22 protein-coding genes and 3 tRNA genes are annotated in these 22,401 nt (G+C 67.7%); 18 read left to right on the forward strand and 7 right to left on the reverse strand.

The annotated features are described in order from the left end of the window. Position 1: 1 nt before the first annotated feature. Positions 2–1,039, forward strand: a complete 1,038-nt coding sequence (locus tag HNO81_RS10940; protein ID WP_175318163.1) for a GNAT family N-acetyltransferase — start codon at positions 2–4, stop codon at positions 1,037–1,039. A gap of 70 nt (positions 1,040–1,109) precedes the next feature. Here the strand turns inward: HNO81_RS10940 and HNO81_RS10945 are convergent, their stop codons facing one another. Next, positions 1,110–1,934, reverse strand: a complete 825-nt coding sequence (locus HNO81_RS10945) for a 1-acyl-sn-glycerol-3-phosphate acyltransferase (RefSeq protein WP_175318164.1) — start codon at positions 1,932–1,934, stop codon at positions 1,110–1,112. A 12-nt stretch (positions 1,935–1,946) separates the two neighbouring features. Next, positions 1,947–2,735: an alpha/beta hydrolase gene (locus tag HNO81_RS10950; RefSeq protein ID WP_175318165.1), complete on the reverse strand. Its 789-nt coding sequence runs from the start codon at positions 2,733–2,735 to the stop codon at positions 1,947–1,949. Positions 2,736–2,874: 139 nt separating this feature from the next. On the opposite strand from HNO81_RS10950, the gene HNO81_RS10955 reads away from it, so the two are divergent. Next, positions 2,875–4,299, forward strand: coding sequence for a YibE/F family protein (locus HNO81_RS10955; protein WP_175318166.1), 1,425 nt, complete (start codon positions 2,875–2,877; stop codon positions 4,297–4,299). Between the two features lie 89 nt (positions 4,300–4,388). On the opposite strand, the gene HNO81_RS10960 is transcribed toward HNO81_RS10955, so the two are convergent. After that, entirely contained in the window at positions 4,389–5,600 is a 1,212-nt protein-coding gene (locus HNO81_RS10960) for a globin domain-containing protein (RefSeq protein WP_175318167.1), read from the reverse strand. Between the two features lie 133 nt (positions 5,601–5,733). Between HNO81_RS10960 and dusB the strand changes: the two genes are divergently transcribed. From dusB to HNO81_RS11010, 10 genes are all read left to right on the forward strand, one after another. Further along, positions 5,734–6,912, forward strand: a complete 1,179-nt coding sequence (gene dusB / locus HNO81_RS10965) for a tRNA dihydrouridine synthase DusB (protein ID WP_175318168.1) — start codon at positions 5,734–5,736, stop codon at positions 6,910–6,912. After that, on the forward strand, positions 6,896–8,224 hold the full coding sequence (locus tag HNO81_RS10970; RefSeq protein ID WP_254703419.1) for a deoxyguanosinetriphosphate triphosphohydrolase: 1,329 nt from the start codon (positions 6,896–6,898) through the stop codon (positions 8,222–8,224). Before dusB ends, HNO81_RS10970 begins: the two co-directional genes overlap by 17 nt. A gap of 103 nt (positions 8,225–8,327) precedes the next feature. Next, positions 8,328–8,654: a hypothetical protein gene (locus tag HNO81_RS10975; RefSeq protein WP_175318169.1), complete on the forward strand. Its 327-nt coding sequence runs from the start codon at positions 8,328–8,330 to the stop codon at positions 8,652–8,654. Between the two features lie 175 nt (positions 8,655–8,829). Then, positions 8,830–9,795 carry an FAD:protein FMN transferase gene (locus HNO81_RS10980; protein WP_371818226.1) on the forward strand — a complete coding sequence of 322 codons (966 nt, stop codon included), beginning with the start codon at positions 8,830–8,832 and terminating at the stop codon, positions 9,793–9,795. Beyond that, positions 9,788–10,345 carry a ferric reductase-like transmembrane domain-containing protein gene (locus HNO81_RS10985; RefSeq protein ID WP_254703420.1) on the forward strand — a complete coding sequence of 186 codons (558 nt, stop codon included), beginning with the start codon at positions 9,788–9,790 and terminating at the stop codon, positions 10,343–10,345. The genes HNO81_RS10980 and HNO81_RS10985 overlap by 8 nt, the downstream gene beginning before the upstream one ends. Next, complete coding sequence (locus tag HNO81_RS10990; protein ID WP_371818227.1) at positions 10,342–11,610, forward strand: NADH-ubiquinone oxidoreductase-F iron-sulfur binding region domain-containing protein; 1,269 nt, start codon at positions 10,342–10,344, stop codon at positions 11,608–11,610. Before HNO81_RS10985 ends, HNO81_RS10990 begins: the two co-directional genes overlap by 4 nt. Beyond that, on the forward strand, positions 11,607–11,867 hold the full coding sequence (locus HNO81_RS10995) for a ferredoxin (protein ID WP_175318171.1): 261 nt from the start codon (positions 11,607–11,609) through the stop codon (positions 11,865–11,867). The genes HNO81_RS10990 and HNO81_RS10995 overlap by 4 nt, the downstream gene beginning before the upstream one ends. A gap of 29 nt (positions 11,868–11,896) precedes the next feature. Next, positions 11,897–13,840, forward strand: a complete 1,944-nt coding sequence (gene dnaG, locus HNO81_RS11000) for a DNA primase (protein ID WP_175318172.1) — start codon at positions 11,897–11,899, stop codon at positions 13,838–13,840. Positions 13,841–13,935: 95 nt separating this feature from the next. Beyond that, positions 13,936–14,008 (forward strand) — tRNA-Asn (locus HNO81_RS11005). A 122-nt stretch (positions 14,009–14,130) separates the two neighbouring features. Next, positions 14,131–14,203: transfer RNA gene (locus tag HNO81_RS11010), tRNA-Asn, on the forward strand. A 69-nt stretch (positions 14,204–14,272) separates the two neighbouring features. On the opposite strand, the gene HNO81_RS11015 is transcribed toward HNO81_RS11010, so the two are convergent. The 3 genes from HNO81_RS11015 to HNO81_RS11025 all read right to left on the reverse strand — a co-directional run bounded on the left by HNO81_RS11015 (position 14,273) and on the right by HNO81_RS11025 (position 16,227). Next, entirely contained in the window at positions 14,273–14,680 is a 408-nt protein-coding gene (locus HNO81_RS11015; RefSeq protein ID WP_175318173.1) for a hypothetical protein, read from the reverse strand. Positions 14,681–14,758: 78 nt separating this feature from the next. Beyond that, positions 14,759–14,938, reverse strand: coding sequence for a glycine zipper 2TM domain-containing protein (locus tag HNO81_RS11020; protein ID WP_175318174.1), 180 nt, complete (start codon positions 14,936–14,938; stop codon positions 14,759–14,761). 65 nt (positions 14,939–15,003) lie between these two features. Beyond that, positions 15,004–16,227: a multidrug effflux MFS transporter gene (locus HNO81_RS11025; RefSeq protein ID WP_175318175.1), complete on the reverse strand. Its 1,224-nt coding sequence runs from the start codon at positions 16,225–16,227 to the stop codon at positions 15,004–15,006. A gap of 179 nt (positions 16,228–16,406) precedes the next feature. On the opposite strand from HNO81_RS11025, the gene HNO81_RS11030 reads away from it, so the two are divergent. The 6 genes from HNO81_RS11030 (at position 16,407) to HNO81_RS11055 (ending at position 21,675) form a co-directional block, all read left to right on the forward strand. Further along, entirely contained in the window at positions 16,407–17,258 is an 852-nt protein-coding gene (locus HNO81_RS11030) for a phage holin family protein (RefSeq protein ID WP_175318176.1), read from the forward strand. 98 nt (positions 17,259–17,356) lie between these two features. Further along, positions 17,357–17,980, forward strand: coding sequence for a CDP-alcohol phosphatidyltransferase family protein (locus tag HNO81_RS11035; protein WP_175318177.1), 624 nt, complete (start codon positions 17,357–17,359; stop codon positions 17,978–17,980). Further along, positions 17,980–18,888, forward strand: a complete 909-nt coding sequence (locus tag HNO81_RS11040; protein ID WP_175318178.1) for a DMT family transporter — start codon at positions 17,980–17,982, stop codon at positions 18,886–18,888. The genes HNO81_RS11035 and HNO81_RS11040 overlap by 1 nt, the downstream gene beginning before the upstream one ends. A 110-nt stretch (positions 18,889–18,998) precedes the next feature. Then, a complete protein-coding gene (locus HNO81_RS11045) occupies positions 18,999–20,195 on the forward strand; it encodes a glycosyltransferase (RefSeq protein ID WP_175318179.1) in 1,197 nt (398 codons plus the stop codon). 76 nt (positions 20,196–20,271) lie between these two features. Beyond that, positions 20,272–20,345, forward strand: a tRNA-Ile gene (locus HNO81_RS11050). A gap of 139 nt (positions 20,346–20,484) precedes the next feature. Then, positions 20,485–21,675: an acyl-CoA dehydrogenase family protein gene (locus HNO81_RS11055; protein ID WP_175318180.1), complete on the forward strand. Its 1,191-nt coding sequence runs from the start codon at positions 20,485–20,487 to the stop codon at positions 21,673–21,675. Positions 21,676–21,701: 26 nt separating this feature from the next. On the opposite strand, the gene HNO81_RS11060 is transcribed toward HNO81_RS11055, so the two are convergent. Continuing rightward, entirely contained in the window at positions 21,702–22,286 is a 585-nt protein-coding gene (locus HNO81_RS11060) for a M23 family metallopeptidase (RefSeq protein ID WP_175318181.1), read from the reverse strand. Positions 22,287–22,401 lie beyond the last annotated feature (115 nt).

Consider the following 22,401-nt stretch of genomic DNA (forward strand, 5'->3'; position numbering starts at 1 on the left):
CATGGCCATCGAATACCGCGAATGGCGGGACGGGGACGACCTGGCGCTGCTGGAAATCTGGGGCGGCCCGGAGACCGCCCAGGCGCGCCAGTTCCGCGGGGCCCTGGCCGTATCCTCCAACGGCGGAAACGGTGCCCCATGGCGCCGCTGCATCGTGGCCGAGGACGTCGTTGACGGCGTCGGGATTCCCGTCGCCGCCGGCGTGGTCTATGAAGCGTCCCTGCATCCCGAACGCCTCTGGACGTACATCGAGGTCGCCAAGGACCACCGCCGCAGCGGCATCGGCGCCACCCTCCTGGCCATGCTGCGCCGCGAGGCCGGACACGCGCCGTCGGGCGTCACCAAGCTGCGCGCCAAGGTGGAACCGGGCACTCCCGGGGCCGCCTTCGCCGATGCGGCGGGGCTGGCACCGATCCAGCGCTCACGCCTGGTCGTCGTGGAGCCCGGCGCGCTCAAGCTTCCGGTCTTCCCGGACAAGGACCACGGCGGCCGCCCCATCGACGGCGAAAATGCCGGGTCCGATGTCGTCATGGACCTGGCCACCGGATCGGTGGAGCTGACGGACGTGGTGGGCCGGTACTACACCGCCATCCACGGCTGGGACTCACCCGGTGTCCTGTCCGTGGGACAGGTGCAGAAGCTGTTCCTGGACGAGCTCACCGGTGCCCACGGTGCCATCGTGCTCCGCGCCCAGCCGGAATCGGCGTTCGGACAGGGCGTGGCCCCCAGCAAAAAGGGCCGAATCCGGGCGTTCGCGGTCAGCTACGCGGCGCCGGCCGGCCCCGACGACGCGCCCGGCGCGGAGGCAAGCCCGGCGGGGGACACCCCCACGGATGTCTTCGTGGGCCACGAGCCCACCCTTGACGCCGATGACGCGGCCGAAGCCGTCAGGGACATGCTCGCGCTGATCGCCTACCAGCACCCGGTCATGCTGGAACTTGACGATTCGATGACCGCCCTGCGCGCCGCCGTCGAGCCCCTCCTGGCCGGCGGCAAGGCCCGCCTGGCGGGCGCTGAAACCCTGGTGGTGTCCGACTAGGGCAACGCCCCGCAAGGCACCGCGCCGCGTGCCGTCTCCGGACGGAACGCGGCGCTGCCGTTTAAGCCTCCTACCGGGTCCGCGGACCACGACGGCGGCCCGCGGCCGCATCCGCGGCGTCCAGCAACTGCCGCTCGGCATCCGTCGGTGCGCCGCCGTCAAGGTGTGCGGGCACCCACCATGCCCCGGGTTCCGGGTTCAGCGGAAAGTCGGCGATGCAGCGGTCAATCCCCGCCTGCAGCGTGCCGCGCAGTTCCTCCGTGGCCGCCTCGACCTCAACATCGGTGGGGAACGTGATGGGCGGGGCAACGTGCACCCCGATGGGCGCGCGCCAGCTGCGCCGCAGGGAGAAGCCGTGCCCCCGGGTGAGGATGCGGTGGGCTCCCCAGATGGAAACCGGAATCACCGGAACGCCTGCCTCAGCCGCCATCCGGACAGCGCCGGTCCGGCATTCGCGGACGGTGAAGCTCCTGCTCACTCCCGCCTCCGGGAACACGGCCAGGTACTCGCCCGCCTGCAGCCTGGCCACCGCAGCGGCATAGGCGTCCGAACGGTCTGTATAGCCCACCACCACGTGGCCGCTGGCGCTGATGGCGGGACCGGCAAGCCAGTGGTCCGCCGCGCCCTGGTGGACCAGGAACCGCAGCTGGGCACGGGCATGGCGCCACAGGAGCAGCTCCAGGACGGCGAAATCCAGGTACCCGAAATGGGTGGCCACAAAGACGGCACCGCGGCCGGGGGACACCTGCCGGGACGGTCCGTTGCGGGGACCGGCCGTGGGCAGGTGCTCCAGCCCGGTTGCGCGGATGTCCAGCCGCAGGGCCCGGGCCAGGAACTGTCCGGTTCGGACGATCAGGCGGTAGAAACGGTCATTGGACGCAGGACGCCAGGGCATGGAATGGGTGGCCTAGAGGGTGACGTGGACGGAGGAATCGGGAAGCAGGTCCAGGAAGGCGCGGGAGGGCTGGACGCCGGCGCCCGTGCTTTCGGCGAAGGACTTGATGATGAACCCGGTGGAAAGGGTCTGCCACACGCGGACCTTCCGGAGCATGAAGTGCCCTACGCCCCTGAGCGAGACGTACTGGATGCTCGCCGCATCCCCGGAAACCCGGCGGGCAAAGGCAAGGGACTGCGCCGGGCTGGTCATGTGGTCCGTGGTGCCATGGATGATCAGGACCTTCCTGCCGGCCACGCTTTCCGCAGGGGTTTCCGGACTCAGCCAGGGCGCCAGGGCAACCACGGCTTGAACCTGCGGGTGGTCCGCTGCACAGACAGCGGTCAGCCCGCCCATCGAGTGGCCCAGCAGGAAGACCGGAATATCGGGGTGGCGTTCTGCGATCTGCCGCAATGCCCACCGGGCGTCCTGCAGCGGGGACATGTCCGGGCCGTTCCAGCCGCGGACGCTGTTGCGCAGGGACCAGACGGCCAGACCGTGGTTCCGGCCGGCCCGGTGCAGGTGCCTGGCGAACGGGATCATCCTGGCCGGGCTCAGGTGCCGTGCCTCTACCGGTTCCCGGCTGTGGGCCCTGCCTCCGTGCAGCACCAGGACCACGCCGCGGGTGGTGCCGGATGCCTCAAGGATGCTCAGGGACGGCGCAGCACCGTCCGCGGGAGCAGGGGGCGCCTGCCCGGCCTGCACCGCCTCGTTCTGCCCTGTTCCGCCGCTTCCCGCGCCTTGCCCACCATGGTTGTCCATGACTGGTTCCTCCCCATCCGATGGTCCATTTATAAACCCTAAGGCGCCCCACATAGAGTTCAACCATGAGGTTGTACTGCTGATGGGCGCCGGGCACTCCCACGCTTCCCTGGATCATTCGGAGCCAACACCCCAAGCGATGGCTGCCAGGAGCAAGGCGAACCGCATCCTGGCTGCGGTGCTCATTCCGCTGGCGCTGCTGACCCTGGCCGGGATGGCCGCGCTGTGGCCTTCCGGCAGCAAGGACGGTGTTTCGCTCGCCAACCCCTATTCCACCGCGCCCGGCGTCACGTTCGATACCGGCACCATCCAGAACGTGGTGACCGAAAACTGCATGCAGGGCACCGGCCAGCAGGGAAGCAGCCAGCAGCCGCCCGGCCAGGGGTCCAACTGCACCTTCGCCTTCACGGAGCCGGACAAGGGCGGCAGCCCGGTGAAGGTGGTCATCAACCCTGACGTCGCCGCCTCCCACGGGGTCAAACCCGGGGACCAGATCCGGTACCTGAACCTTTCGAACGCCCAGGGAGCCACAGGATCACAGGGTTCGCCGGCCTACATCTTCGTGGATTTCGTCCGCACCGTGCCGATCGTCCTGCTGGCCGTCCTCTACGCGGCGGTGGTCATCGCCGTGGCCCGGTGGCGGGGATTCCGCGCCCTGGTGGGGCTGGTGGGCGCCTACTTCGTGCTGGCCAATTTCCTGCTCCCGGGCCTCGTGGAAGGCAAACCCCCGCTGCTGCTGGCCCTGGTGGGATCCACCGTGATCATGATCGGGGTGCTGTACTTCGCCCACGGATTCTCCGCGCGGACGTCCACCGCCCTCCTGGGAACAATTTTTGGGCTGGCCATCACCGCCCTGCTGGCGGCCTGGGCCACCGACGCCGCCAACCTCGCCGGCGTGGGCAGCCACGATGCCGCCACCCTCGTCAACACCTCGTCCAACATCTCCATCTCCGGCGTAATCCTCTGCGGGCTCATCATCTCCGGCCTGGGTGTCCTCAACGACGTCACCATCACCCAGTCCTCGGCCGTGTGGGAACTCTATGAACTGGCCCCCGGCAGCAGCGCCCGGAAACTGTTCACCTCCGCCATGCGGATCGGCCGGGACCACATCGCCTCTACCGTCTACACCATCGCCTTCGCCTACGCGGGCGCCGCACTGCCCATCCTGATCATCGTCATGCTCTACGACCGGCCGCTGGTGGACACCCTCACCAGCGCCGAGCTCTCCGAGGAAGTGATCCGGACGCTCGTTGGGTCCATTGGACTGGTCCTCGCCATTCCGGTCACCACCCTGATCGCTGTGCTGGTGGTCAAAGCGACCGGCATCAAGGCAGCAGGGGCCGGACACGACATGACAGGACACCACGGGACAGGACACCAGGGCGCAGGGAACAACGGCGCAGGGCACGACGACGGGCACCGCCACGCGGACGACGTTGCGGACACCGGGGCGCTTGCCGCAGCCGCGGTTGAGGAACGCGGCCGGCGCGCCGCCGTCGAACCCGGCGTCCTGCCCACGGAAGAGGCCGGCGCCCGGCGGGGCCGGCGGGCGGACCGCGGCTGACCTGCCTGTGACCGCGCCCGAACGCTGCAGCCGGAGTCCGCGCCTGCGTGCAAACCTAAAGCCGGGCCTGCCTTCATGACCCCCGCGGGTTACTGGTAATCGGCCAGCCAAAGGTCCGGACCGAAGACTTCGTATTGGATGTCCTTCGCGCCCACTCCTGCGCCAACCAGGGCGGTCCGCACCGCCTGCATGAAGGGCATGGGGCCGCAAAGGTAATACTCGGCGTCGGACGGCAACTGGACGTCCTTGATGTTCATGAAACCTGAATGCACGCTGCCGTCCGCGGAAGAGCCTCCGCCGTCCGGGCTGAGGAACCAGGTATGGAGGGAAGCATCCGGGAGGGCGGCGAGGTCGGCCGTCACCTGGTTCCGCAATGCGAAGGAGTCCGGAGAGTCGTCCGCGTGCAGGAACAGGACTTTCCGCTGAGAACCGGACTTGACCAGGTGGGACAGCATGCCGGCCATGGGCGTGACTCCGATGCCCGCGCTTGCCAGCACCACGGGCCGGTCGGTGTATTCCAGCACAACATCGCCGAAGGGCGCCGAGAGGGTGACTTCGTCGCCCACGTTGATGTGGTCGTGCAGGAGGCTGGACATCTCACCGTCCGGCGCATCCGCGGTGCGCACGCGCTTAACGGCGAACCGCCGGTGCTGCCCGTCGTCGGCCTGGGTGAGGCTGTACTGGCGGGGCTGCAGGACGCCGTCGGGCATCTGCATGCGGATGGTGACGTACTGTCCCGGCAGCGACGGCTTGACCTCCCGCTCGTCGGTCCGCTCCACCACGAAGCTGACAACGTCATCGGTTTCCTGGATCTTTTCGGCCACCCGCCAGGTGCGCCAGACGGTTTCCGGACTCAGCCGGACCGCGTCATAGAGCCCGCGTTCCTTGTTGATGAGCATGTTGGCCATCAGCCAGTACACTTCGTCCCAGGCGGCAGCCACTTCAGGTGTCACTGCGTCGCCCAGGACATCCACAATGGCCCACATCAGGTTGTCGTGGACCACCTGGTACTGCCCAGGACTCAGGCCCAGGGAGACGTGCTTGTGCGAAATGCGGGACAACAGATGGTCCGGCAGGTGGGTGGGGTCGTTGACCAGGAAGCCGGCGAACGCGGCAACCGAACCGGCCAGCGCCTGCTGCTGCCGGCCATCAGCCTGGTTGCCGCGGTTGAACAGGCCGTTGAGCAGTTCGGGGTGTTCGCCGAACATGTGCTTGTAGAAACGGGAAGCGATCTCCTGGATATGTTCGCCAACGACGGGAAGGGTCGCCTGGATCACGGGATATGCGGTGTCGGAAAGCATGGGCAGGTCTCCTTCAAACGTCCTGGCTGGGTGTTCATCCCCGCGCCACGCTAACAGCCGTCCGAAACCGGGGACAGGTACTTCGGCACTGTCCGCGCGCACTCGATTTGCCCGGCTTTGCAACAATGGACAGGTGACTGTTGCTGCAACCCCTCCCGCCCCCAAGCTGGAACTCCCGCCCCTGAAGCTGGGACCCATCACGGTGGACACCCCCGTGATCCTGGCTCCCATGGCCGGCATCACCAACTCCGCCTTCCGCAGGCTCTGCCGTGAATACGGCGGCGGCATGTACGTGGCGGAGATGGTCACGTCCCGTGCGCTGGTGGAGCGAACGCCCGAATCCCTCCGCATCATTTCGCACGACGACGACGAAAAGGTCCGCTCGGTCCAGCTCTACGGCGTGGATCCCGGAACCGTCGGTGCTGCCGTGCGGATGCTGGTGGAGGAAGACCGCGCCGACCACATCGACCTCAACTTCGGCTGCCCCGTCCCCAAGGTGACCCGGCGCGGCGGCGGCTCGGCCCTGCCCTGGAAGATCGACCTTTTCACCTCGATCGTGCAGACCGCCGTCAAGGAAGCATCCAAAGGCAACGTTCCGCTGACCATCAAAATGCGCAAGGGCATCGACGATGACCACCTGACGTACCTCGACGCAGGGCGGATCGCCCGCGACTCCGGAGTCGCCGCCGTCGCACTCCACGGCCGGACAGCCGCCCAGTTCTACTCCGGCACGGCCGACTGGTCAGCCATTGCACGCCTCCGCGAAGCGCTCCCGGACATTCCGGTCCTGGGCAACGGCGACATCTGGTCCGCCGAAGACGCCGTCCGGATGGTGCGCGAAACCGGCGTTGACGGCGTAGTGGTGGGCCGCGGCTGCCAGGGGCGGCCCTGGCTCTTCGGCGACCTTCAGGCCGCATTCGAAGGCAGCGACGTCCGGCACCGCCCCAACCTCCGCCAGGTGGCCGAAGGCGTGTACCGGCACGCCGAACTCATGGTGGAAACCTTCGGCGACGAGGGCAAGGCCCTGCGCGAGATCCGCAAGCACATCGCCTGGTACTTCAAGGGCTACGTTGTGGGCGGGGAACTGCGCACCAGGCTGGCCTTGGTGACCAGCCTGGAGGTGCTCCGGGACACCCTGGCCGAACTGGACCTTGACTCGCCCTACCCCGGCGTGGACGCCGAAGGTCCCCGCGGCCGTGCCGGCTCACCTAAGCGCCCCGCCCTGCCCAAGGACTGGCTGGATTCGCGGGCACTGAACGAGGACCAGTCCAGGGACATTGCGGCCGCGGAGCTGGATGTTTCCGGTGGCTGACGCTTCAGTGGCCGGGCACGAGTCCGCCGGGACGCCCACGGCAGCGCTGGCGCTGCCGGGCTACGACACCCACGATTCCGCCCGCTGGGTGGAGGAGCCGCCCAAGACCACGTACCGCTCGGACTTCGAGCGGGACCGCGCCCGGGTGCTGCACTCGTCGGCCCTGCGCCGGCTGGGCGCCAAAACCCAGGTGGTGGCCCCGGACACGGACGACTTCGTCCGGACCCGGCTCACGCACAGCCTGGAAGTAGCACAGGTGGGCCGCGAACTGGGCCGTGCCCTGGGCTGCGACCCGGACGTGGTGGACACGGCCTGCCTCAGCCACGACCTTGGCCATCCGCCTTTCGGCCACAACGGCGAGTCCGCCCTGAACGAGGTGGCCCACGGCATTGGCGGCTTCGAAGGCAATGCCCAGACGCTGCGCCTGCTCACCCGGCTCGAACCCAAGGTGCTCACGGCTGACGGCCAGCCCGCCGGACTGAACCTCACCCGCGCCAGCCTTGACGCGGCGTCGAAATATCCGTGGTCTGCCCTGGAAGCGCCGGTGATCCACGGGCAGCGGACCAGCAAGTTCGGCGCCTACGAAGACGATCTGCCCATCTTCACCTGGATCCGCGAGGGTGCTCCGGAACGCCGCACCTGCCTGGAGGCCCAGGTCATGGACCTGGCCGACGACATTTCCTACTCGGTCCACGACGTGGAAGACGCGATCGTGGCCGGCCACTTCCAGCTGCGCTGGATGGACAACCCGGACCACCGGGCGCGCGTGGTGGGCTACGCCAAGCAGTGGTACCTGCCGCACAACGATCCCGCAGCCATCGACGGCGCCCTGGCCCGGCTGGAGGCTACCGACGTCTGGGTGCGCGAGGCCGACGGCAGCCGCAAATCCATGGCGGCCTTGAAGAACATGACCAGCCAGCTGATCGGCCGGTTCTGCCAGAGCGCCCTGGAAACCACCCGCGCCGTCTACGGGCCGGAAAACCTCACCCGGTACAGCGCCGAACTCATGGTGCCCGACGAAACCGTCATGGAAATCGCCGTGATGAAGGGCCTGGCCACCACCTTCGTCATGACCACCGAACACCGGCAACCCATCTATGAGCGCCAGCGCGAGGTGCTCCACGCCCTGGTGACCGCCCTGAGCGCCACCGGAGACCGTAATCTGGAGCCAATGTTCGCCGCGGACTGGCGGGCAGCAGACGACGACGGCGCGCGCCTCCGCGTGGTCATCGACCAGGTGGCGTCGCTCACCGACGGATCAGCCCTGGCCATGTACGAGCGCCTGGTGGGGAGCCTGCCCTCCCTCTGGTGACCCGCCGCCGCTTCCCGCCCGATCAACAGCTTCCTCAAGGCAACTTCACAGGAAGGAGGGGCACCATGGGAGAAAAGGCGGGCCGCAGGAACGGGAGCAGGTCATGAGTACTCGCAGCAGGGGCAAGGGCCTGGCCGCAGGGATCACGGCGGCCGTTGGCGTGGGCAGCTTCGCCGCTGCCGGCGTTGCCGCAGCCGCCGTCTACGCGGCAACCCCTTCCGTGATCGCCCGGACCAGCCCCGCTGCGGACACCAGCACCACAGAGCCCAGCACACCCAAATCCGGGTCCGCCCGCTCCGACGACGATGACCACGGAACCACCAGGAACACTGCGCCACGCCGCTCCAAGAGTTACGGCAGTTCCGGGACCACCACCCCGGTGCAGCCGGGCAACGGCAGTACCGTCCACGGCCGGTCCTCGGGGTCCTGACATGGCCCGTTCCGCACTGGCCGCACCCGGCGCATCAGGCACCAGGACCGCCACTACTCCGCCCGCGGAAAATGCCGCGCCGCCGGAAAATCCTGCCCCGTCCGAGAATCCTGCCCAGTCCGAAAATCCAGCTCAGTCCACGTGGACGGTATGGGGGCTTGAAGCGTCCGTCAGGGTGACGCAACCGGAGCTGCTTGCCGCCGCCGGCGATATCGTCCGCGATGTGGTGGCGGACGTGGACCTTGCCTGCAGCCGGTTCCGCGCGGACTCCGAGCTGACGCGGCTCCAGCCACTGATGGCGGCCGGCGTCGGCATCAGCCCGATGTTCCGACTGCTCCTCGAGCGTGCCCTGGACGCCGCCCGGCTGACCGGCGGCGACGTGGACCCCACCCTCGGCGCAGAGTTGGCCGCGTTGGGCCATGGCCCGAAGTGGCCGGCACCCGGACTCACCAGCGTCCCGCTGCCTCCGCAGCCGGCATCCTCCCGGCAACCGGCGTCGCCCCGGCAACCGGCATTGCCCCAACAGCCCCCTGCGCCGCGGGAGCCCGGCTGGAGCCGCCTGCACCTTGACGGCTCGACCCTTACCGTTCCAGCGGATCTCCGACTGGACCTGGGAGCATCGGCAAAAGCAGTCGCGGCGGACCTTGCCGCTGCACGTGTCTACCGGGAGCTGGGCTGCGGGGTGCTCGTGGGCCTGGGCGGTGACCTGGCAACAGCAGGGCCTGGGCCGCAGGAGGACGGCACGCCCGGCCACTGGCAGATCATGGTGCAGGACCTTGCTGCGGATCCCGCCCAGCAGATCTCCCTGGCTCCCGGATTTGCCCTTGCCACCTCCAGTACGCAGAAACGCCGCTGGGACCACCACGGAACCCAGGTCCACCACATCCTTGACCCCCGCTTCGGCCTCCCCGCTGAACCGGTCTGGCGCTCGGTGACCGTGGCGGCCCCTGCCTGCCTGGAAGCGAACGCCTTCAGTACGGCTGCCATCGTGCGGGGCTTCGCGGCCCTCGAATGGCTTCGGAGCGAAGGAGTACCTGCCCGGTTCGTGGACAGCCGCGGAAGGGTAACTGCCACCGGGGACTGGCCCGCCGAAAGCTGCAGCCCGGCGGGGGACAGCAGGGGAGGGGTGCGTCATGGATGAGGCAATGTGGGCGTTCGGCCGGGTCAGCGGATTTGTGTCGCTGGCACTCTTCACCGCATCCGTGCTGCTGGGCATCCTGAACCGGTCAGGCCGGCCCTTGCTGGTCCTGCCGCGGTTCTCCATCAGCCTCCTGCACCGGAACATTGCACTGCTCGCCACGGTGTTCCTCGGACTGCACGTGGGCTCCCTGCTCCTGGACTCCTTCGCCAAGCTGAACCCGGTGGACATCGTGGTGCCGTTCCTGGGCTCCTTCCAGCCGTTCTGGCAGGGCCTGGGCACCGCGGCGCTGGACCTTGTCCTGGCCGTGGTGGTGACGGGCCTGCTGCGGCACCGGATCGGGCAGCGCAGCTTCAAGGCCGTGCACTGGCTCAGCTACGGCATCTGGCCGGTGGCGATGGCACACGCCCTGGGCAACGGCACCGACGTCTCCAGGGGCTGGTTCCTCCTGCTGGCCGCGGCGTCCGCGGTGGCCGTTGCGGCAGCCCTGCTGTGGCGGCTGAGCCCCTCCTTCCTCGAAACCTCCCATGCCCGGCAAGGAAACCTCCCGTGAGCTACGCCAACGACACCTACCCGCAGGTGCCCCTCCATGCCGCAAAGGAGGGCAAAGGCCAGGAACCCCGGCTCCTGGCAGCAGGCCCGGACGCGGGCTGGGGGCAGCATCTTGACACCTTTGGGCCCTGGGATCCCCGTTCTGCCGAAACCGGCCTGCTGGAGCAGCTCACGGAGGCCGGCCTGACCGGACGGGGCGGAGCCGCTTTCGAAACCTGGCGCAAGGCCACTGCCGCCGCCGGGTCCGGACGGAAAGGCATGTTTACGGCACGGCCGGTAGTGATCGCCAACGGCGCAGAAGGCGAACCCCTGAGCTTTAAGGACCGCACCCTCCTCGCCCACGCACCCCACCTGGTCATCGACGGACTGGCGGCCCTGTCCGCGGCCCTGGGCGGCGCGAGCATGTACGTCTACGCACCGGCGGCCGGTCTTCCCCGCGTGGAACAGGCCGTCGGCGAACGCCCCCGCAGCAAGCGGATCCGCATGGTCCAGGCCCCCGAAACCTTCATCTCGGGCGAGTCGAGCGCCGTCGTCAACATGATTGCCAACGGCAACGCCGTTCCCACGGACCAGCGCCGCCGCCTCAGCGAATCCGGCCTCAACGGCCGGCCCACACTGGTGGTCAACGTTGAAACCCTGGCCCAGGTTGCCCTGATCGCCCGGTTCGGGGCGCCATGGTTCCGCCAGGCCGGGACCGCAACGGATCCGGGCACACGCCTAGTGTCCGTTTCCGGGCCTGCCCCGGCGCGGGACGTGGTGCTGGAAGTTCCCGGCGGCGCCCAACTCCCGGCAGTCCTGCGGGAAGCGGGCATGGATCCCGCCGCCCTGTCTGCCGTCCTGGTGGGCGGCTACCATGGCCGCTGGGTTCGCCCCGCCGGGCATGCACTCTCGCCCGTGGGTCCGCCGGACCGGACTGCCCGGCCGGGCGCAGGCGTGATCCATGCATTGGACCTGCAGGCCTGCGGCATCCAGGCGACGGCGCGGATCGTCAGCTACCTCGCCGACCAGTCCGCCAGGCAGTGCGGTCCCTGCATGTTCGGCCTGCCGGCCATGGCCTCGGTCCTTAACCGGATTGCCGGCGGGGAAATCAATCACCGGCTTGCCGCCGAGCTGGACCGGCTGGGGAAGCTGGTCTCCGGGCGCGGCGCATGCCGGCACCCGGAGGGGACCACCGGCCTGGTCAGCAGCGCCTTGGAGGTGTTCGCCGCGGACTTCCGCGCCCACCTTTTGGGCTACTGCACCGGACCGGGAGGGGCAGCGGCATGACAACCCACCTGCACATCGACTGGACCAGCTGCGACGGCCGCGGCCTGTGCACCGAACTGCTGCCCGGTGTGCTGGACCGGGACGACTGGGGCTACCCGCTGGCGCGCGGAAAGTCGGGCCGGGAACGGACCGATGTCCCGCTGCGCGATGCAGACCGGGAAGCCGCACACGAAGCCGTCCGCCTGTGCCCCAAGTTGGCCCTCAGCCTGTGGGACGGGGAGAAGCCGGAACCGGGCAGGCGCCGGCCCGGGCAATGAAGCCAAGCCGGGGACACTAAGATTGCTGTGTGGCTGGGCTGATAAAACGTGAAGATATTGACGAAGTACGCCAGCGCACGGACATCAAGGAAGTGGTTGACGGCTACGTCACGCTCAAGGGCGCCGGGCTGGGAACCTTCAAGGGCCTGTGCCCCTTCCATGACGAGCGCTCGCCGTCTTTCACCGTCCGCCCCCAGGTGGGCCGCTACCACTGCTTCGGCTGCGGCGAGGACGGCGATGTCATCGCCTTCGTCCAAAAACAGGACCACAGCTCCTTCCAGGAAGCCGTGGAGAAACTCGCATCCCGGATCGGCTACGAGCTCCGCTACGAAGACGGCGGCACCGGCCCCAACCGTGAGGAAGTGGGCCGCCGCCAACGGCTGCTGGACGCACACAAGATCGCCGACGAATTCTTCCGGGCGCAGATGCTCACGCCCGGTGCCGCCACCGCCCGCAACTTCCTGTTTGGCCGCGGTTTCGACCGGGCCGCCGCGGAACACTTCGGCTGCGGCTACGCGCCCCAGGGGTGGGACAGCCTCCTGAAGCACCTCCGCGGCCGAGGCTTCACCGATGCCGAACTCAAGCTCACCGGAATGTTCAGCGAAGGAAACCGGGGCATCTACGACCGCTTCCGCGGCCGCCTCATCTGGCCCATCAAGGACATGGCCGGCGACACCATCGGCTTCGGCGCGCGCAAGCTGTATGAGGATGACCAGGGCCCCAAGTACCTCAACACCCCCGAGACGACCCTCTACAAGAAGTCCCAAGTCCTGTACGGCATCGACCTCGCCAAGAAGAGCATCGCCAAGGACCGGCAGCTGGTGGTGGTGGAAGGCTACACGGACGTCATGGCCTGCCACCTTGCCGGAATTACGACGGCGGTAGCCACCTGCGGCACGGCGTTCGGCACCGAGCACATCAAGATCGCCCGCCGCCTGCTCTCCGACGACGGCACCGGGGGAGAAGTGGTGTTCACCTTCGACGGCGACGCCGCCGGCCAGAAGGCAGCCCTCCGGGCCTTCGAGGAGGACCAGCGCTTCACCGCCCAGACCTACGTGGCCGTGGAACCGACGGGCGCCGACCCCTGCGACCTCCGCCTCAGCCGGGGGGACGAGGCCGTGCACGCCCTTATCCAGTCCCGGCGGCCGCTGTTCGAGTTCGCCATCCGCAGCACGCTGAAGCAGTTCAACCTGGACACCGTTGAGGGCCGCGTGCAGGGACTGAAGGCATCGGTGCCGGTGGTGGCCGCCATCCGTGACGCCTCCACCCGTACGGGCTACTGCCAGGCCCTGACCGGCTGGCTGGGCATGCCTGACCCCAACGAGGTCCTGCGCATGGTCACTGCAGAAGTAAAGAACGCCGGAAAACGCGGCGACGCCGGACGCCCCCCTGCTCCGGGCCAGCCTCAGCCGGGCGGCCCCTCCAGTCAAGCCCCCGCCCAGGCCGGCGCACCCGGCGTGGCTGCCGGGCCGTCGTCGGGCGTTGTCCCCTCCTTCCACCGCCCGGACCCGCGTGACCCGGTGGCCTCCATGGAACGGCAGGCGCTGGAAGTGGCCCTGCAGCAGCCCGCCCTGTTGGCCGGCGGTGTCTGGGACCGTTTTGCCGCCGCCCGGTTCGCCATTCCCGCCTTCCAGGCCGTGCATGACGCCATGCGCGCTACGGGCCCCGGCCTTACCGTCGATCCGGTGCGCTGGGTGGAGCACGTCATGCATGAGGTTCCCGAGCCCCTCCGGCCGCTGGTGTCCGAGCTCGCCGTCGTGCCGCTGCCGGCCCACACGGAGGAAGCGGTGTTGAAGTATTGCCGCGACATCCTGTCCCGGCTGTTCGAACTCCAGATCACCCGGGTCAAGGCGGACAAGATGGGCCAGCTGCAGCGCCTTGACGCCGCGGCGGACCCGGAGACCTACCAGCGGCTTAACCGCGAGCTGATGATGCTGGAAATGGAACGCCGGGCCCTGCGGGCGGAGTCGTAGGCCCGGCCCGGTCCGCGGACCAGGGGGTGGGTCAGGTCACGGCCACCCGATTTCGTTTCCGCGCCAACTGTTTGCTAGGCTAATACCCGCTTCATTCCTCCTTAGCTCAATTGGCAGAGCATTCGACTGTTAATCGAAGGGTTGCTGGTTCAAGTCCAGCAGGAGGAGCTTCCATCCCCGTTCCGGCCTCCGGAACGGGGATTTTTGTTTCCCGGCCGGGCCGTCAAGGCCCGGATAACCGCCGATTTCCCATGGGCCGGAATCCTTTGCTAATGTCATACCTGCTTCATTCCTCCTTAGCTCAATTGGCAGAGCATTCGACTGTTAATCGAAGGGTTGCTGGTTCAAGTCCAGCAGGAGGAGCGCAACGAAAATCCCCGTTCCTCCAGCTGGAGGGACGGGGATTTTTTCTTTCCGCGGGTGGGAATCTGGTCAAACGAAATCCATTTCCACCTGCAGGAATCTTTCCGCTTCCGCGATGGCCGCCTCAAAGGCCTCCCGCTCCGTGGGGGACTTCCGGGGCTCGCGCGGGCTCCACTCGTGCGGCGCGGAGTGGATCCGGACGAAGCCGGAGTCCGGGGGAGCGTAGAAAATCCCGAAGCGCTGCACCGGCCATTCCGGCGACGTTTCCGGGGCTACCAGCAGGGCCGCGTTGAAGGCGGGATTGAACCACTGGGCGATGGGCCGGCGTCGGTCCTCCGTGAACAGGCCCGCCGCGTACAGCGCCGCCGACTGCTGTCCTGCCTGCGCGCACAGCCGCTCCCACCACAGTGGCAGGATCCGGGCGTCGCACCGTTGCCATGTGGCCGGAAGTGGCGGTTGGTTCTGCCAGCTGGGCACGGCATTATTTTATCGCGCCGGTGTGCCTGGCGGCAGGGAATGCCGCAGCGGCCCGCCGCATGGACCGCGGCGGGGCGTTCAGCGGCGTCTGCGGGATCCTGGATTGACCCGGTACAGGATGGCGGCGCCTGCCAGCGTCCCCAGGATGATTCCCCAGGCGGGGTTGCCCACGGCGCGCCCGGCGAAATAGCCAACGACGCCGCCGAGCACCGCCCCGAGGAAGAGGCCCCGTCCATTCCGGTGCGGTGTGCGGGTCACGGGTTGCCTTTCGAAAGGGGCGGCAGGCGGGGGCGGAACGCCGGCGCCAGGTAGGGGAGTGTGGCTCAGTGGATCGAGGGTACCGTGCGTGGCCGGACCACCAGCCACAACGCGGCGATCGCCAGCAGGATGCAGGCCGCCTGGACTGCTCCCATGGGTGCTGCGCTGGTGATGCCAAGCCAGCCCACCACGGGGGAGATGAGCCCGGCCATGAGGAATGTCGCGGCGCCAAGCAATGAGGCTGCGGTTCCCGCCTGGCCCGCGTGCCCGGCCAGGGCCAGCACCTGGACGCAGGGGAACATGAAGCCGGTTCCCAGGATGTAGAACCACAGTGGGACCATGACCCCCCACAGCCCCAGGCCCGCCCGGTCGAAGACGACGATCAACAGGGCCATCAGGAACATCCAGGCAGTGGCGCAGGCCAGGATCCACTGTGGTGGAACAATCCTGATCAGCCGTGAGCTGGTCTGGACGCCGGCCACGATGCCCAGGGAATTGATGCCGAAGAGCAGCCCGTACTGCTGGGCGGAGAACCCGAACACATCCTGGAAGAGGAATGGCGAGGCCGACAGGTAGGTGAAGAGGCCGCCGAAATTGAAGCCCGCCACCATCAGCAGCCCCACGAAGATCCGGTCGGTGAACAGCGTCCGGTAGCGTTGCCGCGCGGTCATGCCGCTCCGGCCCCGCTTCTCCGGCGGAAGCGTTTCACGCACCAGGAGCAGGGCGGCCACGATCACCAGGGATCCATAGGCGGCAAGAAACACGAAGATTCCCGGCCACGGCATCACCAACAGCAGCTGCGAGCCGATCACAGGGGCCAGGATGGGTGCCAGCCCGTTGACCAGAGCCATCCGGGAGAACATCCGCACCATGGCGTACCCGGAAAACAGGTCGCGGACCATCGCCATGGCCACCACGCCGCCGCCTGCCGCGCCCACGCCCATCAGCACGCGGAAGATGCCCAGCGTGTTGATGTCCGTGGATAAGGCGGCCCCCACTGATGCTGCGATATGCACCGCCGTGGCCAGGATCAGCGGAGTCCGCCGGCCGAACTTGTCGCTGAACGGTCCCACCACCAGCTGTCCGAACGCGAAACCAACCGTGGTGCCCGCCAACGTGAGCTGGACCTGCGCCTCGGTCACCCCCAAGCTTGCCTCCAGCGCCGGGAAGGCAGGCAGGTAAAGATCAATGGTGAATGGGCCGAGCGCCGTCAGGGCGCCCAGGAGGAGGATGTACAGAAGCTTCCGGCGGCGGGTCAGCAGGTCGCCGGGATTGGGGGAAGTGGTCACGGACACCAATCCTAGGCCTGGCCAGGGCTGTTTTTGCAGCGTTGTAGGCCGCGCCGTCCGGCAAGCCCCCAAGGCCGCCCTGAACCTCAATGGTAGTTTTGGTGGCGTGGACTGTGCGGCTGCACATTTCCGCAGCAAACGGATGCAGTATCGACTCATGAACCAGTAAGGCGGAACCGATGAGCGGACGTCACAGCGGGCGTACCAGCCCGGGATTGCGCATCACCGCGCTGCCCGGAACGGCAAGACTCCTTTTCCGGTTGGCACCGCGCCAGCTCAACGACGAGATCGCCTTCGCCAAGATTGAACTTAAGCGCAAGGGCATCCAGGTAGGGGTGGCAGCGGCCTTCTTCGCCGTGGCTCTGCTTTTCCTCGCCCTGCTGGTGGTCGGACTGATCGTCGCGGCCATCATGGGTCTGGCCACCATCATGCCCGCCTGGCTGGCGGCACTGCTGGTCTCCGCTGCCTTCCTGCTGATAGCCCTCGTCGGGGGACTGGTGGGCCTGGCCAGGTTCAAGAAAGCCATGCCGCTCTTGCCGGAGGAAACCATCCGCGGCATCCGGCACGACATCGGCGTAGCCCGCGAAGGCTCCGCCTTCAACCCGGCTGTCCTGGATCCGGACAGCCCGGAGGCCAAGGCCGCGAAGGCCGCCAAGGCGGAAGCGGCAGCCAAGGCAAAAGCGGAAAAGGAAGCCAAGGCGGCCCAGCACGACCAGGAGTTCCCGCACGCATCCGAACCCGAGCTGGCGCGCCGCCTGAGCCAGCGTCGCCACCACCTCACCGAGGCCCGCGACGAACTCGGCACTGAGCTCGACGTCAAGACCCAGGCCCGCTACGTGCTGGCGGCCGCCCAGGCCAAGGCGCGTGAGGGCCAGGTACTGGCGCAGCACGGTGTGGATGCGGCCGGGCAGCGGTTTGCTGCGTTGTCGGAATCCGCAGACCTGCCGCGGCGGTGGAAGCCGCTGGCCGCCTTCGTTGCCGCCGGTACGGTCCTGGTGGTCCTCCTGCGCAGGCTGCTGCGCGCCGGCTAGGTCCCTGGTCCGCCCAACAGTCCGGCGGACACTGAATCCGCCTACGAAGTCATCACCGAGAGACCGCGCCGCGGCGCAGCAGGAAGGAGTGGGGACGGGTGAAGTTCATTGGTGCAGGCGCCCGCCCCGGCCGTCCCCAGGTGGACCACGACCGCTTGGCCACCATCCCCAACCTGCTCACCGTGGTGCGGTTCATGGGTGTTCCGCTCTTCATGTGGCTTGTCCTGGCGCAAAAGGAATACGGGGCCGGCGTCATTGTCCTGGCCGTCATGGCAGGAACCGACTGGATCGACGGCTATATCGCCCGTCGGTTCGACCAGGCCTCCAAGCTCGGCAGGGTCCTTGACCCGATCGCCGACCGCCTCGCCCTGCTCTCGGTAGCCTTCACACTGGTAATTGCCGGCGTCGTGCACTGGCTGTACCTGGCGGCGCTGGTAGTGCCCGATGCTGTCCTGCTGGTCCTCACGCTCTCCCTCTTCCGCGGCCATCCGGACCTCCCGGTCAGCGTGGTGGGGAAGGTAAGGACCGGGCTGCTGCTCCTGGGCACCCCGCTGCTGGTCCTCTCCCGTTTGGATACCAACATCTCCGGCCAGCTCTTCGTTGCCGCCTGGGTGGTCCTGGGCCTTGGCATGGTGGGACACTGGATTGCCGCGTACAACTACTTCTGGGCCATGCTGCGCAAGGGCGGGGCCTTGAAACAGCACGACGGCGGGAACGGCTGATGGTATGGCTTGCCGTCGGCCTGGCGGTGCTCGGTGCCTTCTGCCTCGCCTTGGGCGCGCAGCGCCAGGGCAGCGCCGTCAAGGCCGACACCGGAGGCCTGGCCCTGAGCTCAAACGGTTTCCTGCGCCTCCTGCGCAATCCCCGGTGGATGTTTGGGCTCCTGCTGCTGTGCGCGGGTATGGCCATGAACGCCGTGGCCCTGGTTTCCGCGCCGCTGACGGTCATCCAGCCCATCGGCGCCATTGCCCTGGTGATCACCACGGTGGTGAACGCCCGGGACCAGGACCTGACCATCAACCGCGCCACGGCGGTGTCCATTGCCGCGTGCGTCACCGGCTCCGCGCTCTTCGTCCTCCTGGCCGTTAACGTCACGCAGGAGAACCACCATGTCAGCCCCGAGGATGAACTCACCATCGTCCTCCTGCTGGCCCTGGCGGTAGGACTGTTCGGCACGCTCGCCGTGACGTTCAGGCACCGGATGAACGCTTTCATTTACATCCTGGGCGCCGGCATCCTGTTCGGCTTCGTGGCCGTCCTTACCAGGATCATCGGCAAACACCTCCTGGATCCCAATGGACTCTTCCTGCTCAATGTCCAGTGGTACTCCGTGGTGGCCATCATCGCCGCCGGCGGCCTGGGATCCTGGTTCGTCCAGAGCGCCTACTCGTCCGGTCCGCCGGACCTGGTGATCGCCGGACTGACCGTGGTGGACCCCATGGTGGGCATTGCCATCGGCATCATCATCCTGGGCGAACTCCGGCCCGACGTCCATGCCGTCATGGCCATCGCGATGGGAACGGCCGCCTGCCTTGCTATCGTTGGGGTTATCGCCCTTTCGCGGCACCACCCGGAGGTCACCAAGCGTAAGAAGGACGCTCGGAAGGCCGCCGGCAGGCCGTCGCACTAGTCCATTCCCGCCCGTAACCAGCAATCCCGTGAAGCCCGGCGCCCCGCGCCAGTGGCCAACCGTGCTGTCAGTTCCACGCTGTCCGCACCGTGACCATCAGGAGTACTCCCATGACCACGCCCGCCGACCAGCGCCCCCTGACCATCCTCATCGCCGCAGACACCTACCCGCCGGACGTCAACGGCGCGGCCCAGTTCGGTTACCGGCTGGCCAAGGGCATGACGGCCCGCGGGCACAACGTCCATGTCCTGGCGTCCCGCGACAGCAAGGGAAAGAGCTTCACGGAGTTCCGCGACGAAGCAACCGTGCACCGGCTCCGCTCGCACAAGGCGTTCACCCACGAGAGCTTCCGCCTCTGCTTCCCCTGGGAGATCAAGAAGGAAATCAGCCTCCTCTTCGACCGCGTCAAGCCCGACGTCGTCCACATCCAGAGCCACTACATGATTGGCGAGCATGTCCTCTATGAGGCAGTGAAACGCGGCGTCAGGATCATCGCCACCAACCACTTCATGCCCGAGAACCTCAACCCCTTCCTGCCCTTCCCGCAATGGTTCAAGGACATCGTCGGGCGGGTCTCCTGGAAGGACATGGGCAAGGTGATGGGCCAGGCCGACGTCGTGACAACACCCACGCCGCTTGCCGCCCGGGCCATGCACGACCACGCCTTCCTGCGCAAAGTCCTGCCGCTCTCCAACGGCATCGACGCCACCGCGTATGAACTGCAGCCCGGCGAGCACATTGAGCCGCACTCCCACCCCACCGTCCTGTTCGCGGGGCGCCTCGCCGAGGAAAAACACGTGGACGTGCTCATCGAGGCCATCGGCAAGACGCCGCGCGAACTGAACGTGCACCTGGAGATCGTGGGCGGCGGCGAGGTGCGGCCGGCCCTGGAGGACCTGGTGCGGCGGCTTGGACTCACCAGCCGGGTGAAGTTCCTGGGCCTTGCCAGCGACGCCGAACTGCGCACGGCCTACATCCGGGCCGACCTGTTCTGCATGCCCGGCACCGCCGAGCTGCAGTCCCTGGTGACGCTGGAAGCGATGTCCGCCTCCACCCCTGTGATCCTGGCCGACGCCATGGCCCTGCCCCACCTGGTCCGCGACGGCGAGAACGGGTACCTCTTTACTCCCAACGACAGCGATGACCTTGCCAAGAAGATCACCCAGGTCCTCGAGCTGCCCAAGGAGGAACAGCGCGCCATGGGCCGGGCCAGCCGGCAGATGGTTGAGCCCCACAGCATCCAGGGGACGCTGCAGACCTTTGAGGACCTGTACCGCGGCGCATCCTACGAGGACAAAGTGGTCTGAACCCTTTCCCGGGTTTGCTAGAGTGTTTCTGCCCTGCCGGAGCGCGGTGATCAAGACACCAGCTCCCGGGGCTTGGGGGGCTATAGCTCAGCTGGTTAGAGCGCGGGACTCATAATCCTAAGGTCCTCGGTTCAAGTCCGAGTAGCCCTACCCGCAACCGCGGCCGACGATTCTTCGTTGGCCGCGGTTTCTCTTGGTTAACCCCCTGCCCTGCGGTATGTTACTGATCAGTAACATACCGTGCTCCGTTCCGCGGCATGGTCAGCGCTGATCATCGAAGAAGGTAACCATGGCCACCTCCGCAGCCGATTTCCCCGAACTTCCCTACGCCGACGGCGACTTCTTCGCCTTTGAGCAGCTCCTTTCCGGCAAGGAACAGGACCGGCTCGCAGAGGTTCGCGATTTCCTGGCGCGCGAGGTCAAGCCCATCGCCGTGGACTGCTGGAACCGCGGCGAGTTCCCCATGGAGCTGGTGCCCAAGCTCGCCGGCCTGGACCTGGTCAGTCCCGTCCGCCGGCAGGGGTTCTCCAACCTCTTCGCCGGCATGCTGCACGCCGAGGCCACCCGGGCCGACGCCTCGATCGCCACCTTCCTGGGCGTGCACGACGGCCTGTTCACCGGATCCATCGAGTTGCTGGCATCCCAGGAGCAGAAGGACGAGTGGCTTCCCGACATCTACGCACTGAAGAAGATTGGCGCCTTCGGCCTGACCGAGCCGCTGGGCGGCAGCGATGTGGCCGGCGGGACGCGCACCACTGCGCGCAGGGATGGAGACACCTGGATCCTCAACGGCGCGAAGCGGTGGATCGGCAACGCCACCTTCTCCGACTGGGTGGTGGTGTACGCGCGCGACGTGGCGGACAACCAAGTAAAAGGCTTCCTGGTGGACACCTCGCTGGCCGGCTACAGCGCAACGAAGATCGAGAACAAGATCTCCCTGCGGACCGTCCAGAATGCCGACATCATCCTGCAGGACGTGGTGGTTCCCGATCACTTCAAGCTCGCCAACGCCAACAGCTTCCGCGACGTCAATAAGGTACTCAAGGTCACCCGCCTGTCCGTTGCCTGGCAGGCTGTGGGCCTCCAGATGGCCGCCTTCGATGTTGCCCGCAGCTATGCAGTGGAGCGCCGGCAGTTTGGCCGGCCCCTGGCCTCCTTCCAGCTCATCCAGGACCAGCTGGTCAGGATCCTGGGCAATACTGTCAGCTCCATGGGCATGATGGTCAGGCTCTCCCAGCTGGAGGACGCCGGGGAATCCAAGGATGAGCAGTCGGCGCTTGCAAAGGCTTTCACCACCGACCGCATGCGGGAGAGCGTGGCCCTGGGCCGCAGCATCCTGGGTGGCAACGGCATCGTGACCGACTACGGAATGGCCAAGATCTTCGCCGATGCCGAGGCCATCTACTCCTACGAAGGCACGGCCGAGATCAACACCCTGGTGACGGGCCGCGCCATTACCGGGATCTCCGCCATCGTCTAGCAGGCTCCCGCCGGGGCTGGTTCCGATTATCGGCTGTCGCCCAGGGGCAAAAGGATGGACGGGCGGAGGTCCAGGACAAACTGCAGGGGATTGACGTACTCCTCGCCTTCCCGCACGCCCCAGTGCAGGCAGGCCGCCGCCGGGCAATGCCCCGCCAGGACAGTCCCAATTTCCTCACCCCTGGCCACGGCAGCGCCGACCGAAAGCGTGCTTTCCACTGGTTCGAAACTGCTGCGCAGCCCGCCGCCATGGTCGATGGTGATGACGGGACGGTCCACCACCATGCCCACGAAGGTCACCGTTCCTGCCTCCGGTGAGTGGACCCCGGCCCCCGCCCCGGCAGCGCCGAGATCCACGCCCCGGTGTCCGCTGAGCCACGGTTTTGGCGGCGGATCGAAACTGCGCAGCACCGGTGGGCGGGGCGCCAGCGGCCACTGCCAGGTGGTCCGGGCACCCGGCCGGCCCGCCGACGCCGGCAGATCTGCCTGCCCAGGTACGGGTGCCTTGACCGGGGTGCCGGTGGTGATTGACGCCAGCGGGATGCCTTGGCCGGCGGAGGCGATGGAGGCCGGGAGCAGCAGGAAAGCGGCCAGCAGGACTGATGACTTCATGGCACCAGCCTGCTCCGGCGTGCCGCGCGGTGGCAGGGACTCATCAGGCTATGTGGACAACGGCCGGGCAGGAGGGCGGTGTCCGGCAGGCTGGGGCGCCTGTAGTACACTTGAC

Source organism: Pseudarthrobacter sp. C4D7, assembly GCF_013359725.1.
Taxonomy (GTDB): Bacteria; Actinomycetota; Actinomycetes; order Actinomycetales; family Micrococcaceae; genus Arthrobacter.